The sequence below is a fragment of the Pigmentibacter sp. JX0631 genome (assembly GCF_029873255.1).
Taxonomy (GTDB): domain Bacteria; phylum Bdellovibrionota_B; class Oligoflexia; order Silvanigrellales; family Silvanigrellaceae; genus Silvanigrella.
This window is the reverse complement of the sequence record NZ_CP123622.1, coordinates 1,074,284-1,092,667: the sequence shown is the minus strand read 5'-3', so window position 1 is coordinate 1,092,667 and position 18,384 is coordinate 1,074,284. Positions and strand designations below refer to the sequence as shown.

The 18,384-nt window shown below is 28.8% G+C and carries 17 protein-coding genes; 8 read left to right on the top strand and 9 right to left on the bottom strand.

Going from position 1 to position 18,384, the window contains the following annotated elements:
* Positions 1 to 55: 55 nt before the first annotated feature.
* Genes QEJ31_RS04675 through QEJ31_RS04665 form a run of 3 tightly spaced genes read right to left on the bottom strand, consistent with a single transcriptional unit; the run spans position 56 to position 2,408 of the window.
* Positions 56 to 1,138: a rhomboid family intramembrane serine protease gene (locus QEJ31_RS04675; protein ID WP_280592618.1), complete on the bottom strand. Its 1,083-nt coding sequence runs from the start codon at positions 1,136 to 1,138 to the stop codon at positions 56 to 58.
* A gap of 17 nt (positions 1,139 to 1,155) precedes the next feature.
* On the bottom strand, positions 1,156 to 1,398 hold the full coding sequence (locus tag QEJ31_RS04670) for a hypothetical protein (protein WP_280592617.1): 243 nt from the start codon (positions 1,396 to 1,398) through the stop codon (positions 1,156 to 1,158).
* Between the two features lie 23 nt (positions 1,399 to 1,421).
* On the bottom strand, positions 1,422 to 2,408 hold the full coding sequence (locus QEJ31_RS04665; protein ID WP_280592616.1) for a hypothetical protein: 987 nt from the start codon (positions 2,406 to 2,408) through the stop codon (positions 1,422 to 1,424).
* Positions 2,409 to 2,560: 152 nt separating this feature from the next.
* On the opposite strand from QEJ31_RS04665, the gene QEJ31_RS04660 reads away from it, so the two are divergent.
* The 3 genes from QEJ31_RS04660 (at position 2,561) to QEJ31_RS04650 (ending at position 6,581) form a co-directional block, all read left to right on the top strand.
* Entirely contained in the window at positions 2,561 to 3,493 is a 933-nt protein-coding gene (locus tag QEJ31_RS04660) for a 50S ribosomal protein L11 methyltransferase (protein WP_280592615.1), read from the top strand.
* A 26-nt stretch (positions 3,494 to 3,519) separates the two neighbouring features.
* Complete coding sequence (locus QEJ31_RS04655) at positions 3,520 to 4,719, top strand: FAD-dependent oxidoreductase (RefSeq protein ID WP_280592614.1); 1,200 nt, start codon at positions 3,520 to 3,522, stop codon at positions 4,717 to 4,719.
* A 242-nt stretch (positions 4,720 to 4,961) separates the two neighbouring features.
* A complete protein-coding gene (locus tag QEJ31_RS04650; RefSeq protein ID WP_280592613.1) occupies positions 4,962 to 6,581 on the top strand; it encodes an ABC transporter substrate-binding protein in 1,620 nt (539 codons plus the stop codon).
* Between the two features lies 1 nt (position 6,582).
* Here QEJ31_RS04650 and QEJ31_RS04645 read toward each other — a convergent pair whose 3' ends face one another.
* Genes QEJ31_RS04645 through QEJ31_RS04630 form a run of 4 tightly spaced genes read right to left on the bottom strand, consistent with a single transcriptional unit; the run spans position 6,583 to position 11,195 of the window.
* Positions 6,583 to 7,848, bottom strand: coding sequence for an ATP-grasp domain-containing protein (locus QEJ31_RS04645; RefSeq protein ID WP_280592612.1), 1,266 nt, complete (start codon positions 7,846 to 7,848; stop codon positions 6,583 to 6,585).
* Positions 7,835 to 9,331, bottom strand: a complete 1,497-nt coding sequence (locus QEJ31_RS04640; protein WP_280592611.1) for an FAD/NAD(P)-binding protein — start codon at positions 9,329 to 9,331, stop codon at positions 7,835 to 7,837. The genes QEJ31_RS04645 and QEJ31_RS04640 overlap by 14 nt, the downstream gene beginning before the upstream one ends.
* Positions 9,318 to 10,586 carry an aminotransferase class V-fold PLP-dependent enzyme gene (locus QEJ31_RS04635; protein ID WP_280592610.1) on the bottom strand — a complete coding sequence of 423 codons (1,269 nt, stop codon included), beginning with the start codon at positions 10,584 to 10,586 and terminating at the stop codon, positions 9,318 to 9,320. Before QEJ31_RS04635 ends, QEJ31_RS04640 begins: the two co-directional genes overlap by 14 nt.
* 9 nt (positions 10,587 to 10,595) lie before the next feature.
* Positions 10,596 to 11,195 (bottom strand): class I SAM-dependent methyltransferase, encoded by a 600-nt coding sequence (locus QEJ31_RS04630; protein ID WP_280592609.1) that lies wholly within the window; start codon positions 11,193 to 11,195, stop codon positions 10,596 to 10,598.
* A 140-nt stretch (positions 11,196 to 11,335) separates the two neighbouring features.
* Here QEJ31_RS04630 and QEJ31_RS04625 point away from each other — a divergent pair, with 140 nt between their 5' ends.
* On the top strand, positions 11,336 to 12,064 hold the full coding sequence (locus QEJ31_RS04625) for a VC0807 family protein (protein WP_280592608.1): 729 nt from the start codon (positions 11,336 to 11,338) through the stop codon (positions 12,062 to 12,064).
* Positions 12,065 to 12,128: 64 nt separating this feature from the next.
* Here QEJ31_RS04625 and QEJ31_RS04620 read toward each other — a convergent pair whose 3' ends face one another.
* Complete coding sequence (locus QEJ31_RS04620) at positions 12,129 to 13,370, bottom strand: aspartate kinase (RefSeq protein WP_280592607.1); 1,242 nt, start codon at positions 13,368 to 13,370, stop codon at positions 12,129 to 12,131.
* 336 nt (positions 13,371 to 13,706) lie between these two features.
* Here QEJ31_RS04620 and QEJ31_RS04615 point away from each other — a divergent pair, with 336 nt between their 5' ends.
* From QEJ31_RS04615 to phnD, 4 genes are all read left to right on the top strand, one after another.
* Positions 13,707 to 14,762: a methionine ABC transporter ATP-binding protein gene (locus QEJ31_RS04615; protein WP_280592606.1), complete on the top strand. Its 1,056-nt coding sequence runs from the start codon at positions 13,707 to 13,709 to the stop codon at positions 14,760 to 14,762.
* A complete protein-coding gene (locus tag QEJ31_RS04610) occupies positions 14,731 to 15,381 on the top strand; it encodes a methionine ABC transporter permease (RefSeq protein ID WP_280592605.1) in 651 nt (216 codons plus the stop codon). Before QEJ31_RS04615 ends, QEJ31_RS04610 begins: the two co-directional genes overlap by 32 nt.
* 20 nt (positions 15,382 to 15,401) lie before the next feature.
* Positions 15,402 to 16,199 (top strand): MetQ/NlpA family ABC transporter substrate-binding protein, encoded by a 798-nt coding sequence (locus QEJ31_RS04605; RefSeq protein WP_280592604.1) that lies wholly within the window; start codon positions 15,402 to 15,404, stop codon positions 16,197 to 16,199.
* 137 nt (positions 16,200 to 16,336) lie between these two features.
* Positions 16,337 to 17,263, top strand: coding sequence for a phosphate/phosphite/phosphonate ABC transporter substrate-binding protein (gene phnD / locus QEJ31_RS04600; protein ID WP_280592603.1), 927 nt, complete (start codon positions 16,337 to 16,339; stop codon positions 17,261 to 17,263).
* Positions 17,264 to 17,276: 13 nt separating this feature from the next.
* Here phnD and QEJ31_RS04595 read toward each other — a convergent pair whose 3' ends face one another.
* Positions 17,277 to 18,371, bottom strand: a complete 1,095-nt coding sequence (locus QEJ31_RS04595) for an alkene reductase (protein WP_280592602.1) — start codon at positions 18,369 to 18,371, stop codon at positions 17,277 to 17,279.
* Positions 18,372 to 18,384 lie beyond the last annotated feature (13 nt).

The window sequence follows — 18,384 nt, the reverse complement described above, 5'->3', positions numbered from 1 at the left end:
CTGATAATGTAATCAAATTTAGTGTTTTTACAATTGACTAAGCAGAAGTAAAATTTTACTTCTGCTTTTTTGCTTCATCTTCTATATGAACAACTAAAGAAAGTATTTCATTTATTTTATTTTTATCGTTTGCTAAGTAAAAAGATTCAACTGATTTTACGGCAAAAGTATTCTCAGATAAATCTAAACCAAGAGCACATTCATATAGTGATCCTGAAATATCAAAGTAACCCAAAGTCATAAAAAGAGCAGCTGGTTTAGAGCATATATCAGAGGTAATTTTGGAAATATTACTAATTTTTTCAACTAATTCCTTTGGCAGAGGTTTTTTTGATTTTGCTAAATTTAATGATTCTGTAATTAATCTTTTATTTTCTGGGTTACTGAACTTTGGTGAATAAAAATTATTTTCAATCATAAGTAATAAAACTTCATAAATTTTAATCGCAGAAAAAAAGATATTCTTGTCATGAAGAAATAAGGCATCTTGGAGAATATTTTGTGGATTTGTTTCTTTATTTTGAATTGCTAAAATAAACTCATATTGAGATAAATCACTATACCTTAGATAAGTAGTATTATTTTTTGCAGCTTTTTTTAGAGCTTCACCATACACTATTTGGTAATTTTTTATATTAAAAAATGATAATAAAAATAAAATATCAACTACAAAAATTGCTATAAAGTAGATATAATAGTTATCAAAAAATTTCTTTTTTACAATAGAATTGTTTTTTTCTGATAGAATAATTTTTAAATTCCAATTGTGCTTAGTTGTTAAAGCAAAGCCAAATAATATTCCTGCAATTGACCCTCCTAAGTGTGCAGCCCAATCAAAAATAGTAGAAAAAATTCCAAATCCTATATTTAAAATGATATTTATGAGAATAATGTTTCCAAGTTGCATTCCTGTTCTTTGGTGTTTTAATTGAGCAGAAATTTTTTCTTCGTATTTTTGAATAACGTAAAGGCAAAATAGTATACCAAATAAACTACTTGAAGCTCCAACTGATGTACTTGGTATAAAAGCAAAACTGCATATATTTCCGGTAATTCCTGCAATAAAATATAAAATAATTAAATTTTTAGAGCCAGCTATATATTCAAAAATTCTACCAACGGACCAAAATCCAAACATATTTACAGCAAGGTGAATTAAATTTGCATGGAGAAAAATTGGAAAAAAAAACGGTGAATTTCGCCCAGAGCAATAAGACCATTTTCTTTAGCTCCAAATGTTATTAGGGAAATTAAACCAGGTCCTTGAATAATTTTTTCTATATTAAACGGATTTTGTGAGCAAGTAAAAATATATATACTGATATTCAAAAAAATAAAAACCTTTGTTGCAGGAGCATTTTTTCTTGCTAAAAAGTTAAATCGTTCTAGTGTAGTCATACAATTTACTTCCAAAACTAAAATTAGTTAGATGAATTTTTAAGGGAGATCAATTTTTCAAAAAAATTTTTCGCCTTAGAGTTATTAGATAAATAAGATAGTTCCTGTAATTTTGCAAGAAAATATTCAATTGGTTTTGTATTGCCATGATACCAAGCATATGAAATGCTATTTATGTTGCTTTCTGTTTGTTTAATAGCTTGGTTGAAATAATATTTTAGAAAATGTGGAGTTATTTTTTTATCTTTAAATAAAATGCTATAATTATAAAAAATTTCATCTAAAGTAGCAGGTTTTACTAAAGGAAAAATTTCTTTATTTGTTAATAACCTTTTATTGATAAATAAGCCAAGTAACAAATTAGTCAGAAATTTTGCTTTTTCCAATTTAAAAATACTTTTAGAATATTTAAATTCAAAATATTTTTTTGGTAAAATATTTTTTAATAAATTATTTTTTTTTCCGTAATATCCGTAATAAAAAATTCTCCCAGATGTGTTTTTAACAAGAATATTATTTTCATTTTCTATTCTCATAAATCCTGAAATAACAATACTTCTAATAATAAAATATTCATTTTTAGAAAAACTACTGGAAAATAAATGATAATTAATTACTCCATTGTTAAAAAATACGATTACATTTTTTGCTGAAAACTGATTGTATTTATTTATTTGTTTTATATAATCAATTGAAGCGTTAACTTCTTCTGGAGGTAAACAGATATAAAAAATTATTAGCTTGTGGTTAAATTTTTTTTGAATTTTATTTATTTTATTTGAATCTATGAAGTTTTTAAAGTTAAATTGAGACTTACATTTATTAGAATCTTCAATAAGAATAGTTTTATCTGGAATTGATTTAGAGATTATAAAGAGATCTGAATTTGGATATTCAATAGATATTCTATGGGAAAAAAAAAGTCCTAAACTACCCCCTCCAATAACAATTCTAAGAGGTTTTATATGTTTTTTTGAAAATTTATTAATCTTATTCTTAACTAAAAACACTTTTTTTCTCCAAAAAAAAAAGGTATGGCTGGGTTTGTTGAAATAGATTCTTAAACTACCAACTTATGATTCTATACCACAAAATGAATTCAGGACATAGTTGGTTTTTATTTAAGATTTAAAACTATTAAATTTCGAAAGGAATGGGTTAAATGAATATTTCTAATGCTGTATGTTATGAATTAGCTATATTTATAGCTGAAGAACACAAGGATTTACTTGCCTCTATACTACAACAGTTAGGAATTGAAAATTTTGTAATAGGTTCAATAGACTGTGATATACCAGCAGAATATAATCCAAACTTTCCTAGGCCAGATTTTTATTCAGAATTGGCTGAAAGAACGCCAGCCTTAATCTATAGTGAGGATTTTGAATACTTACAGTCAATTCAAAACTCTCTTGAGTATGTTTTCCAGTCAATTCATTTTCCCTTTGACTCTAATACCTTTCAAATAAAACCTATCTCAGATCAAAATTGGAGAGAGAGCTGGAAAGCTTCATTTAAACCCATTCTTCTAGCAGATAAAATAGCGATTTTACCACCCTGGGAAAAAGTAGAACAATTTACCCAACAGCATAAAATTATTATCGATCCTGGTATGGCATTTGGAACAGGGCAACATGAGACAACGAAACTATGCATGACGGCTATGTTGAATTATCCAATACCAAAATCTGTTCTTGATGTCGGCACTGGGAGTGGAATTCTTGCGATAGCTGCAAAAATGCTAGGAGCTGAATATGTGTTAGGGACAGATTTAGATCCTGATTGTTTAAAAATTGCAACTGAGAATGCAAAAGTAAATCATGTTACTGAAATAGAATTTATTATTGATCATTTAGTAAAAATTGAAAAAAATGATTTTCAGATGGTATTAGCCAATATTGAAAGTAAGCCATTACAAACAATAATGCAAGCTATTTGCGATCACGCAAATAGAAATGCTATAATCATACTTTCTGGAATATTAGTTTCTGAAATGAATGATTTTAAAAATTTTATGAAACAATTTCAGACGAATTTTTTAAATGATTACATTCTTGGAGATTGGTGTTCTTTGGTGTATCAAAAGAAAAACTAAGTCTCCATACTTATATTGAGAAGAAAATGGAAATTCAGTCATATGACGTAGTCATTGTTGGTGCAGGTCCTTATGCTTGTTTTTCAGCTTTTTTTTTAAGTCAACAGAATTTTAATATTGCAATTATTCATCCAGAAAATACTGTTCCTTTAGATACTTTTATTGATACTCTCCAAATTTGTTGGCCCTCATTAAATGATCCACCAACTCGTGCAAATGTTGCGCATGGAAATGAGGTTGCAAAATATTTACAACAATTTTGTGTTAATGGATCCAATATTTTTTTTCAAAATATTTTAAATACTTTAGATGAAAATCAAAATTGGCTTCAAATTCCATGTTATCGTTTTGGAATGCAAAATTTTGAATTTCAAGAATTAGAAGAAGCTGTTAAGTTAGGTTTTAATTTAGATCCAACAAATGAGCCCAATATTTTTAAAGAACAATTTAACAGTTTACAATGTCTTGACGGAAATAAATTTCAAAAATCTTTGATTAACTATCTTTTAGACAAAAAAGTAAAATTTATAAAAAATAAGGTTTCTTCTATTTCTGAGAATAACGAAGGGTGTTCAATAACTTTAGCAAATAAAGTAAAATTAAATGCAGAAATTATTATTCTTGCTAATTCATTAAAAATTTCTAGCCTTTTAGAAAAATACAAAGAAATTTTAGTTCCAATGAGTGATTGCTTGGTAGAATATTGCTTTAATTTTGAAGAAAAAATATTTTCTAATCCAATTTCTTTTCGTGCTGCAAATGGTCATTTAGCTGGAACTATTTTTCAAAGTGACCAAAATATTTATTTAAAGTTGACTGGTCCGAGATTTTTACTGCCGTCTGCAGGTGCGGGTATATCATTAGATGAGAAAAAAATAACTGCCGAGAATTGGGAAAAGATAATAAATTATCATTCTAATGTAATTTTACCATTTTTAACAATGCATTTTAATTTACCTTTTTTAGAAAATGGAGTAGATTTAAGAAAAAAATTAATTGCAAAAAAGATTATAATTGATTGCTATCCTTGTGATGAATTACCGTTATTGGGCGAATTTGGTAAACTAGGAAAAATTCTTGGAAGCACAGGCTGGCTTGCTACGGGGTTCTCAGCAGGAATTTGGTCAGCTTACATAACTCATGAATTAATTATGCAAGAAAAAAGTTATTTTTTACATAGTAGACTCCATCCAAGAAGATTCTTTACAAGATTTATAAAATCTTAAATAAAAAATTATGATTCAAATTTGCAATATTTTAAACTTAGATAAAATAATTTGACTTTTTATAAAAATAGTAATAATATTCGATTGATTCTGAAATAATTTAAATATTTTGCATAAATTACATTTAATAAATGTGGAGTTTTGAGATAAAAATTTTATTTATCGCATAGACAATGATCTTTTTTTTTACTAATTAATATTTGAATGATTTATTAAGAATTTTGAATATGGAAAATTTTGCAATGAAATTTAAAAATATTGATTTAAAAAGATTTGCATTAGCAATATTGATCCCTTTTCTTGTTTTTTTTATATTTAATAAAGTAAAGCAATTATTTTCTTATCAGGTTTTATTTCCTGCAGAAGAAACAATAACAATTAATCTTTCTGAAATACCCCAAATTCCGTGGGATACATCAAGGGCGGTATCACATGTTATTGAAACTTTTACAGCTTCTGTTCATGGCTGTTTGATTGCAAGGGATGAAGCAAGTACTACAGATGAAATTAAACAGAACTCACTAATTGAACGTTACTACTGTGAAGATAATATATGTCAAGCTTTTCTAAAGAAGAATGTTTTGTTTCAGAACAAAAGAGAAGTTACAGCATATGATGTTGAGTTTTCAATATTAAGAGCTTTGTTACAAAATAAAAAAAATTCTGTAGTAACATCCCTTTTAAATGATATTGTAGGCATTGAAGAACTAAAAAATACCAATAATCTTCCATTTACTGAGATTAATTCAATAAACTATCCAACTGGTCTAGTAAAAGGAATAGAAGTCGTTGACAATTACAATATTATTTTTAAATTAAAATGGAGAAACAAATTTTTCTTGAATAAAGTTTCTATAGGAAGAATACCTATTGTACCTATAGAAGAATTAGATAAATCTTATACAAATTGGAAAAAATATCCGGTTGGTTTTGGAAAATATAAAGTTGAATATGTAAATTGGGAAAAGTATGAATTTATTTTAAAAAAATTTAATCGTAAAGAAGATATACCAAAATATATTAGATTTATATTTAGTAGTAAAGACGAAGGTGATATTAAGATTTTATTAGGAGATAGCGGCAGAGGAAAATCAGGTACTGACAGAAAAATAATTTTCCCTAATATTTACTCAAATGGTGGATTCCTTTTTAATTTTAGAACGGAATTAGGAAAAAATAAAAAATTTAGAGAAGCAATTTCTCTTGCTTTGGACCGTGAAAAAATAGCAAACACTTCTTTATACAAAGAAATTATACCTGAAGATCAAATGATCCCAGCTTTTAGTGCACTAAAAGAATATAGAATTCAAAAACCATTAAATAAACAAAATGTTGAAAAAGCAAAGCAACTTTTGAATTCTATACCACATTCACTTTGGAAAAATAAAATATTTCACGTTCATACATATTGGGCTAACATTAAGAATATTAATTCGCTTCCTTATATTCAAGAGATAAAAAAGCAGCTTGAAGATGTAGGAATTCAAGTCAAATTTTACGATACAGATTTAAATTATCCTAAATTTTCAGAAAATGATACCAATGTTCTTTGGTGGACAGGATTTGGTTTTTCTTCAAATGATCCTAATAAAAATTTCTCATTTTTTAAAACGACTGCATATTATGCAAATGAAGGTCCTAAAGATAGTTCTTTTGATTCATTATATGAACTTTCAATAAAAAATATTAATGATACCTCTTACTATACAAAGAAAATGTCTGAATACTTTTATAATAATAATATATTTGTGGTAGTTCTAAATCAAAAGATGTCTTTTGCATATAATTCAGACCGTCTTGCTTCTTTAGGCGAACAACATAATGGAGTTTTATTTTATGTATGGAAACTTAAATTAAGATAATTTATTCAATAATAAATAATTCATTATTTCGTTGCCATTTTAAAATTTGCTCCGTATCTTTAGAAATAATTTCTTCTTCATGATGAACTAAATAAACATATCCAGGATGACCTAAGGTATCTTCAGTCTTTTTTACAGCATTACCAATTTGATTTAATCCAGAAAAACAAAAAAAGGAAAACATTCTTTCAATACTATACTTTTTAGGAAAATCTAAAAGTATCCCATTTTTTTCGTAAATAAATGAAACTTCATGCAAATGCTGTTTTTTTAAATATTTTTTATCAGCATAATTTTGTAAAAATAAATCATGATTTGAATATGCTAAAGCAAGAATTTCTGCTTGAGTCATGTCCAATGCTTGTTTAAATGCCTCATCCTCAATTGATGCCCCCATTAGTCTGGCATTTAATTCAATTAAAACTGGTCCATCTTTTGTAATTATAATTTCGTTATGAGCAGCGCCATGCGAAAGCTCTAAAGCATCAAGAATTTTTTTTGTATATTCAATTAATTCTTTTTCTAATTCCCCTTCACTGTCACATAAAGACATGGATTCAAATAAAAATGCTCTATCCTTTAATCTTCTTCTATTTTGTTTCCAAATATCTGAAATATAGTGTTTACCATTCCAACTGATAGTATTTACAAAATATTGCGTACCTTCAACGTATTCTTGAATTAATACTTCTTCATTTTTTATACCTAATTTATTTTCTTGATACATAATTCTACTGAATGCCTGTTCAATTTCATTTGTATTTCCACAAATAGTTACACCATCACTTGCTGCGCTATTAAGTGGTTTTACAACAACTGGCCATTTTTTATTTACCTCTGCCCAATTCATAATTTCTAAAACATTTTTTGATTTAAATTGTTTTATTGCTTTTAAATTTGCTTCTTTTAATTTTTCATGCATAAAGTATTTATTGCGTCTTAATGCCGTTGAAAGAGGGTTGTTACATTTTTGAATATTAAATACTTCACTTAATTTATCAGCAAGTTCTACACCCATTTCAGAACCAGCAATAATAAATTCTGGATTAAATTTTTTTAGTTCATCTTTTAAAGAGAATAAATTTCCTGTGTATGTTAACTCTGCAATAAATTCCGTTCTTTTATGATCATCTTCTTCTTTTTCTGTACTTTTTATATGGATACATTTTTTACCATATTTACTAAATTCATGTAATAATTTCTTTCCTGTTGAATATGCATCTACAATACAAATTGTACCCTGGAGTTGGGAGTTATACTTTTCCATATAATACCTCATTCAGCAGCGATAAACTAACTTCATTTGTTGTTTCTAGAATCCAAGCAAAATTATTTATAAAGGGATGCGTTCCTTCAGCATTATGTCCTATTGCTAAAATTTTTTGCTCACACAATTTATTTATACTTAATATTTTACCATTTTTTGGATTTGTAATAATCCCCCCTATGTCAATTTCGTTTATATAATTTTTTGCACATAATTCTTTCAATAGTCCTTGATTCTCGTGGCATACTTTTCTTAAAGGGCCTGAGGCATTAATAACAAAATCACATTTGATAGCTTCTTTATTTGAATAAATTAAAAAGTGATCTTCTTTCTTTTCAATAAGTTGAATATTATCTCTTATATGAAGTATATTATTTAATAGCATGGTTTCAATTTTTTCAGCATTTATTAGTGGTATAGCACCATGTTTTTGATGAATTTTAGAATAATAGAGATTCATAAACTTATTAAACTCAGAAGTTTTAACAAACCGCCAAGTTTTAGCGAATTCAGGTATCATCCCAAGTATAACATTAAATGGAGTAGGAGCTTCTTTCGCTAACTTTATTTTTTTAATAAATAAATCTTTCTCATTTGCTTTACTTTTTGAAAATAGAGTTTCCCTCCAGTCTAATTTATGTCCGTACATTTCTTTTCTTATAAATTTTAAGAGATCTTTTAGTGTAAGGTTTTCATTTTTATATCTAATTATATTTTTTAAATTTGCATATTTTGGTTCTTCGCTTTTTAAGTATTTCCCCTTTACTTCAGGAAGTTTTCCTGTTCTTGAAAACATATAAAAATTTTTATGTCCAAGTTTTTCCAATGTTAAAGCTATGTCAATTGCGGTTAAATTACTCCCTATTATACCGATTGAACAATCTTTAGGAAAATTGGCAAGATGTTTAATTGCTGGAAAAGGGTTGTGAATATAATTCTTTTTTCCTTTTAATTTATATGGATCATTTAAATCATCATGCCCTTTGGCTAAAACTGTGAAATTACAATAAATTTTTTCATTTGTTGATAATGTTATTGTAACTTTATTTTCATAATTATCTAAATTAATTTTTTTTGCTAGGGAATCTTTTTTTATTATTTCAATATTTTTCTTTTTAAGTTCTTCAATAAAGAATTCTAATTTTTCTTTTAAATAAAATCCAAAAATTTTGCGTGGAACATATTCAATATTTTTTTCTGAAAGCTCTAAAGTTTTAGAATTAGCTTGCAACCATTTTTTAAAGTCATTAGAATCATTTATATTTATGGATAAATCAGTACTAGGAGTATTCATTAAGAGCCATGGATAATCTTGATTGTAAACTTTTCCACAACCATAATTTTCTATTCTATCTATAACTATAATTTTGATTTTTTTTTCGATATTTTTTTTAATAAAATTAGAATAAATTCCTGAAATAAAAGCAGTTGCTTGAGCACCTCCACCTATAATTGCAATATCATAGTAATTATCTTTTTTCATTTCTAATCTCTTTAATTATTATTCTTAGCAAATTACAAGCTGTAATAATTTCCTCTTCAGTATTAAAAATACTAGGTGTTATTCGTAAACAAGTATCTTTATAAGGTGACTGACCAATAATTATATTTTTATCGTACATTTTTTTCACAATTGAAGATGGCTCAATCCCAGTGAAATTAAAACAAATAAAACCAGAGGATAATTCACTATTTAATGGTGTTATGAGTTCTAAATTTTTAATTTTAATTAACTCTTTTTTACAAATATCTGCTAAATATTTTATTTTTTTATAAATATTAATTTTTCCAATTTTTTCTTGATTTTCAAAAGCATATTTCAAAGCCCAAATATACTCAAAATTTTTAAACCCTCCTGGTGTGCAAAATTTTGATTTCAGTAATTCTTCTTCTTTAAACTTTTTATTTTCCCATGATAAAAAAATATCCCAGGCTATTTTCTCAAAAGATGGAATAGTAGGTTCTATTCTTTTCCACCCTTTTTCACTTGCCCAAAGAATAGCGGTACCTCTTGGACCAAAAAGCCATTTATGGCAACCTGCAGCAAAATAATCTACATCAAGTTCGTGGATTGATTGAAACGCCTCGACACCAAATCCATGAACACCATCAACACAAAAAAGAATTTTTTCATTTTCAGAGCGAGAGAAATTTATTTTTTTTAATTTTTTTGCAATATCTTTTATTGGCATTTTTAATCCATATTTAGAATTAACCCATGATATTGCAATTAATTTGGTTTTATCTGTAATTTTATCTAAAATTCCATTTATTATTTGTTCTTTTTTAATTCCTTTTATTACTTTACTTAATTCAAACTTTTTTATACTTAAATTTTGTCTTACTGCGTTATATTCACACAATTTTTCTAGCGAATAATGCTCACTATCAGTAGTAATTATTTCATCATCTTTTTTAAAAATAAATCCATTTAAAACAATGGCCATTGCCATTGTCGAACTTTCTGTCAAAGCAATTAAATCTTTACTTGTATTCAAATATTTTGCTGCAGCAGTAATTGTTTCTCCAGTATGAAAATGTCTTTCTCTTCGCATTAAGTCAGGATTTTTATCGATCATAGATCTATATTTATCAATTTCTTTATTTAATTGAATACTGTGTGAAACTTGGATTGCAAGTGATAAATGAATAAAATTTGGATCAAGAATAAAATCATTTCTGAATTTTTTCCAATATTCTTCATCTATTTTTTTTATTAAATTATAAGCTTCTTTCATGAACTACCTTTACTTAAATTTCGGAACCATTAATATTAGTCCACTGGACCAATGTAATCCTACTGATGTTACATTAGTTAATTTTTTCAAATTTTCTATGACTGACTGAGCAAGTGGAAAATGATCTGCAGGCCAATCTGGTTGAGGTAACATGTCATCAACTATATAAATTCCACCAGGTTTTAAAAGATTTAAAGTTTCACTAAGTAATTCATATTTGCCTGGAAAAGCATCTGCAAAAATAATATCAAAAGAATGTAATTGCTGCTTTTTTAAAAATTCAGATCCATTTTCATTCAGTAATTGAACTCTTTTGTCATTTTTTAGAATTTCATTTGCAACATTTTGTACATTTATATTCGCTTCAATGCTAATTAGTTGAGAATTTTCATCCATTCCTTCTAACAGCCAAGCTGTTCCGTACCCAGTGCCTGTACCAATTTCGAGAATTTTACCATTGGGTTTTGAAGCAGCTAGAACTCTTAGTAAAGCCCCAGTTTCAGGTCGGGAAGCCATATCAAAACCTAGTTCTTTTGTTTTATTGTTAATAAATGTCAAGACTTGGGTCTGATTGCTGTTATTAAATACTTCAAGATTAAATTCTTTCATAACAACCCTCAATTAAAAAAATCTAGTGAACTAAGATATCGTTTTAATATTTAGTGAACTTTATTGAAAAATTTACTTTTCGTGAATTTATGCTAAACTACATCTTTTTGATGCTTATCCTTCATTTAAAGAAAGCTATTATGGAAAATAAACAAAGAATTGATAACATAGCCAAACAGCCTACAACGCAGCCAAAAGTAAAAGAAAATTTATTTGTTTCAATTATTTTTTATGTTGTTATACCTGTTTTTATTTTAAATAAACTCAATACAACTTTCGATCCTTTAAAAACTCTAATTATTGCCCTTATCTTTCCACTAGGTTATGGCGTTTATGATTTCATGAAGAGAAAACAAGCTAGCCCCATAGCAATATTAGGTATTGTTAGTATTTTAATTAAAGGAATATTTGCGTTTTATAAATTAGATGGATTTTGGTTTGCAATTCAAGAAGCGGCTATTCCTACTTTTTTAGGAATATTTACAATAGCTTCAGCGTGGGTAGGTAAGCCATTTGTTAATTATTTGATTTATAATGAAAATATTTTTAAAACTGAATTATTAGAAGAAAAATTAGCAGCAAATAATGCACAAAAGGCTTTTAAAGCTCTAATATGGCAAATTACAATGGTTTTTGGTGGGGCTTTCTTTTTAGGAGGTGTTTTAAATTATATATTAGCCATCAACATTATTGTAAGCCCAGCGCAGACAGAAGCTTTTAACAAAGAATTAGCTGAGATGACTTGGAAAGGTCATTTTGTAGTGGCCATTCCTAAAATGGCTATTTCAATGTTGGGTATTTGGTGGTTTGTTCATCGGCTAAAAAAGCTGACAGGTTTGAAAGCTGGCGAAATTTTACGTGCTGAATGAATTATCAAACTAACTGAATGATTTTTAATCAATTTAACTTATTTTAAAAGGGATAGATTATTTTTTATTCAGGACTTGGAATAAACTCTTCATGCAAAGCATTAACGGCTTGAGGTACTTTTTCCCGAAGTATGAGGCAGCCAACTTTTATTTCCGATGTGGTTACTAGCAAAATATCTATTCCACTTTTTGCGAGAGTTTTAAACATTCTAGCTGCAACGCCAGCATGTGTTCGCATTCCAACACCAACTATGGAAATCTTAGCTACGTCTTCTCTTAAATTAAGAGTGATGGCGGGAAATTCTTTTTTCAATGATTCCATAGCTAGATTTGAGTCTGTTTGTGTAATTGTGAAGCTAATTTTTAGATGATTATTGTGTTCTGCTTGATTGATAATATCAACATTGATTCCTTTTTTAGCTAGTAAATCAAAAACATTAGATAAGTTAAATTGTGGAGAGTTTGGGCAAGTAGCCTGGATCCAAGCTTCATTCTGTGAAGCTGCAATTCCTGATACGATTTCTCCTTCAATTGGTTCGTCAATTGTACTCATTTCTGTTCCTTCATCACTTGAAAAAGTATTTCTAACTACTAAACGAATTCCCCATTTTGCAGCAAGTTGTACACTTCTTATGTGCAATACTTTGCTTCCTTGGCTTGCCATTTCAAGCATTTCTTCATAGTTAATTTTGCGAATAATTCGAGCTTTTTTGCAAATTCTTGGATCGGTTGTAAAAACCCCATCTACATCAGTATAAATGATACACTCTTTGGCTCCTATACCTGCTGCAATAGCAACTGCTGAAGTATCAGAACCTCCTCTGCCTAATGAAGTTAATTGACCGTCTTCTGTAACGCCTTGGAATCCTGCAATTACTGGCAGCAACCCTTTTTCTAAAGCTATTTTGATGGCTTCACCTTTAACTTGCAAAATATTAGCTCTTGAAAATTGCGCATCGGTTAATATTCCTGCTGTGGGAGCTAGCATTGGCATGGGTTCAATGCCTCTTTTCCGCAAGGCAAGACTTAATAAAGAAACAGAAACTTGCTCTCCACTTGCAACAAGCATGTCGTATTCTGGTACGTCTATTCTTTCAGATATTTTATTCGCTAAAGATACGAGTCTATTGGTCTCGCCTGACATAGCAGAAACTACAATTGCGGAAGGTTTTAATTTTAAACAAAGATCGGCAACATGCTCAATTCTTTCAATCGAGCCCATGCTTGTTCCGCCAAATTTAAAAACAGGACCTATAATTTGATTTTTAATTTGATTAGTGATTGGTAGTGTAGAGTTTTCTTGCACAATTAACTCCTAATTAATGGGTATAATTTTACTATCATAAATTAGATTATTTGTCAGTATTTTTACCTTCCAATTTCTCATTGACTAGAAATCTTTTCTATGTTTTAAGTAGGCAGATGCCGATTTGATATACAGCTTGCGGGCATTACACTTTTTTTTCAGCTAAAGCGAGATAATTAAATGAAATTTCTTAACATTTTTCTTTTTATAAAATATCCTCTCCAATATAAATTTTTACGAATGTGTTATTCTGGCTATTGTTGCTGTTGTCATTAATTTGTAATAAATTTAGAATTCAATTTATTCAAAATCAGATTTATTTTTTAGGCTTTATATATGATAAAATTAATAGGAATTAAAAAATCTTTTAATACCAAAAATGGAATTTCCTATGCATTAAAAGGAATAGATTTAGAAGTAGCTAAAGGTGAAATATTTGGAATTATAGGGAAAAGCGGCGCTGGAAAAAGTACTTTACTTCGTACTGTTAACTTATTAGAAAAGCCAACTGCAGGCGAAGTATTTCTTGATAGTGTTAATTTAACTTCTTTAAAAGAATCTGAATTGCGCAATCAAAGAAGAAATATTGGAATGATATTTCAGCATTTCAATCTTCTATCTTCTGCTAATGTTTTTAAAAATGTTGCATTGCCTTTAGAATTTGCTGGAAAAAATAAAAAAGAAATTGAAATAAGAGTTAAATATCTTTTAGAAGTAACTGGTTTATTAGATAAAATAAATCATTATCCACATCAACTCAGTGGTGGACAAAAACAAAGAGTTGCAATAGCTAGGGCTTTGGCTTCTAATCCTAAAGTGTTATTGTGTGATGAAGCTACTTCCGCGCTTGATCCTGAAACAACAAAATCTATTTTAGCATTATTAAAAGCAATAAATGAAAAATTTGGTGTTACAATTTTATTAATTACTCATGAAATGGAAGTTGTAAAAAGTATATGTCATCGTGTAGCAGTGATAGAAAATGGGAGTATTGTAGAAAATTCTTCTATGGTTGAAATGTTTAGCAATCCTCAAGCTGAAGCAACAAAGGCTTTAGTTAGATCTGCTTTTCATGTTACTTTGCCTCAACATATTGAAGATAATCTTTCAGTAGCACCAGATAAATTTTCTTCACCAATTTTAAAATTTACCTTTGTTGGAGATAGTGCAAGCGAATCTATTATATCGGGTTTAGTTAAAAAATTTGATTTAAATGTCAATATTTTACAGGCTCATATCGATGTAATAAATAATTCTCCACTTGGAATCATGTTGTGCCAAATAACAGGTGAACAGCACAAAATTAAATTAGGAATTGACTATTTAAAAGAGTTAAAAATATCTACTGAGGTTTTAGGTTATGTTTCTGGAAACTTTAAATACTCTAACTGAATCAACATTAGCTACCATTTATATGGTTTTAGTAGCTGGAGTATGTGCTTTTATAATAGGTCTTCCAATAGCGGTCGGCTTAACTGTTACCGCAAAAGGAATGTTTTATGAAAATAAAATCATTCATAAAACATTAAGTAGTATTGTTACTGTGGGACGTTCTGTACCATTTGTTATTTTAATGGTTGCTATTATTCCTTTTACAAGATTTATTGTAGGTTCATCAATTGGTACAGCAGCAGCAATGGTTCCTTTAAGTGTTGCGGCTATTCCCTTTTTTGCTAGAATTGTTGAAGGTAAATTAGCTAGCGTAAATAAAGGTCTTATTGAAGCAGCGCAGGCAATGGGTTCTTCACCTATGCAAATTATTTTTAAAGTTTTGCTACCAGAAGCTGTTCCTGGAATAGCAAATGCTGCAACAATTTTATTTGTTAGTCTAACAGAATATTCCGCAATGGCAGGAGCTGTTGGCGGTAGTGGATTAGGTAACATGGCTATTCAATACGGTTATTATCAGTTTGATACTCCTGTTATGATGCAGGCATTAGTTACTTTAGTTGCGCTCGTTTTAGTAATTCAATTCACCGGTGACTTTATTACAAAAAAAGTTTCTCATTAAGTAATTTGAAAGGAATTTTTATGAAAATTGCTAAATTAATTTATTTGATTGGTTTGTCATTTATTTCAATTATTTTTTCTTTTTCTGTTCATGCAACTGATATTTTAAAAGTAGGTATAACTGCTGGGCCGATGATTCAAGTTTTTGATGTTGCTAAAAAATTGGCAAAAGAAAAATATGATCTTGAAATTAAAACGATTACCTTTGCTGACTATCAAATTCCGAATGAGGCCTTAAATTCTGGTGAAATAGATGCTAATATTTTTCAAACAGTTTCTTTTTTGGAACAAGCTAAAGCAAGAAAAGGATATAAATTAGCCATTGTAGGAAACACTTTTATTTATCCTATGGGAGTATATTCAAGAAAAATTAAAAATTTAAATGAACTAACTGACAAATCTGTTGTAATAATACCAAATGATCCAAGCAATCAAGGAAGAGCATTAAATCTTTTAAAAACTGCAGGAATTATTAAAATTAAGGATGGAGTTGGCGAGTTGCCTACTCCTAAAGACATCAGTGAAAACCCAAAAAATATTGTTATTAAAAGTGTAGATGCTGCGCAGGCGGCGCGTGCAGTTCAAGATGTTGCTGCAGCAGTTTTAAATAATGATTTTGTAAAAAATGCTGGTTTTGTTCCAGCAGATGCTTTAATAAAAGAAGATCCTAAAACAGCAAAACCTTATGTTAATGTTATAGTTGTGAAAGAATCTGATAAATCTAAAAAAGTATTTGATAAATTAAAAGCTGTTATGAATTCTAATGAAGTTTTAAAGAAAACACAAGAATTATTCCCTGGTGCGGTTCCTGCTTGGTAAGTCTAATTGGAGTTAAAAAGCCTTAAGATGAGAAATTCATTTTAAGGCTTTTTAATTTTGTATTCTTTAATTTTGACAAATAAAATGAAATAAATAATATTTGTTTTGTGATTAATTGTTTAATTGAGGAATTTGTGATGAAATTAAAAATATTTACAAGCATTTTTTTTTCTGCTTTAATTTCTAATAGTGTTGTTGCAGCAGATCAATTAGGTTCTAGAAATAACCCTTTAAAAATAGCTATAGTTCCTTCAGGGCATGCTACAAAAGCTCTTGATAGTGCTAAACCTGTAGCAAAATGTATTGAAGATAAATCAAAGATTTTTATTAATATTCAAGTACCAAATAGTTATATTGCCGTTGTAGAAGCTATTGGTGCGCAAAAAGTTGATCTCGCTTTTGGGGATATTGTCAGCTTTCTAATAGCTAAAAATAAATTTGGTGCAGAACCATTATTACAAGTTATTCGCTATGGTACAACAACTTATCAATCAGCAATTTTTGTGAAATCTACTTCAAGTATAAATGAAATAAAAGATCTTGAAGGTAAAAAATTTGCATTTTCTGATGCAAGTTCTGCATCTAGTTATATATACCCAAAAATTTTAATGAAAAAAAATAATAAAAAATTTGCGCAAGAAGTTCCGACGGGAAGTATGGATGCATCAATTATTGCTTTAATGCAAGGGCAGGTAGATGCAGCTGCAGCATATTATAACCCCCCACCAATTTCTGCTAAAGAGAAGGATGGAAAATCTGAAAAAATAAATGATGCACGAAATAAAGTTATTAATATTTATCCAAATATAGCTAAAGAAACAAAGGTTTTATGGTTATCTAAACCAATACCAAATGAACCTGTATATGCGAGAAAGGGATTAAGTGAAGATTTAAAAGCAAAATTAGTCCCTGCTATAGCTGAATGCATTAAGAGCTATCCCAACAGCATTAACAATATGCAAGAGCTCATTCCACTCAAAAAAAATAGCACGGATTATGATGAATTTGTTAAGGAAGTAGAAACTTCAGGATTGGATATAGCAAATATATTTAGTAAAAAATAATTTTATTTTACTTTCAATATGTAGTGTATCCTAACTTATCGCTCTCGTAAAAACCTTGTGATGGCATAGGTTCTGCTTGATTAAATAGATACTTATTTTCTCCATAAAAAGTTTTAGGATTTGGTTGTTCTAAGGGTATATTTTCTGCAAACTTTTTGACTAAATCAGGATTAGATATACTAAGTTTACCAAAAGCAACAGCATCTGCATTTCCATCCGAAATAATTTTTTCTGCGGATTCTTTTGTAAAACCTTCATTCGCTATATAAACGCCATCAAATAATTTTCGTAATTTTGCGCCTATACTATCTTGAGCTTGATGTTCTCTAGCACAAATAAATGCAATTTTTCTTTTAGAGAGTTCTGATACTAAAGCACTAAATGTTTCAATAGGATTTTCATCTTTCATATCATGAGCATCACACCGCGGTGCAATATGATAACCAACCCGGCCAGAGCCCCAAACATCTATCACAGCATCTGTTACTTCTAATGGGAATTTTAATCTTTTTGTCAAAGATCCACCATATTCATCATTTCTTAAATTTGTTGAGGATTGTAAAAATTGATCTAATAAATATCCATTTGCACCATGAATTTCTACTCCATCAAAGCCGGCTTTTTTAGCATTTTGTGCAGCTTTTTGAAAGGAAATCACGATATCTTTAATTTCGTTTTGTCTTAATTCTCTAGGAGTTTCAAAATATTTTTCAGGGCGAATTAAAGATATTCTAGCATTTGGTTTAACAGCACTTGGTGCTACTGGTGTAGAGTTTGTATAGATACTATCTGATATTCTCCCTACATGCCAAAGTTGCAAGAAAATTAAACCACCTTTATTGTGAACAGCATCTGTTATTTTGCTCCAAGCATGGAGTTGTTGATCACTCCAAATTCCAGGGGTTCTTGGGTAACCAACTCCTTGTAATTCAACGGAAGTAGCTTCTGTAATCAGCAAACCAAATTCGCTTCGCTTAGCATAGTATTCTGCCATTAATTGATTAGGTACTCTTTCATAATTTGCTCTGCATCTTGTCAGGGGTGCTAAAATAATTCTATTTTTTAGGCTCAAATCACCGATTTTAATTGGATCAAAAAGATTCGACATAAATCACTCCGTA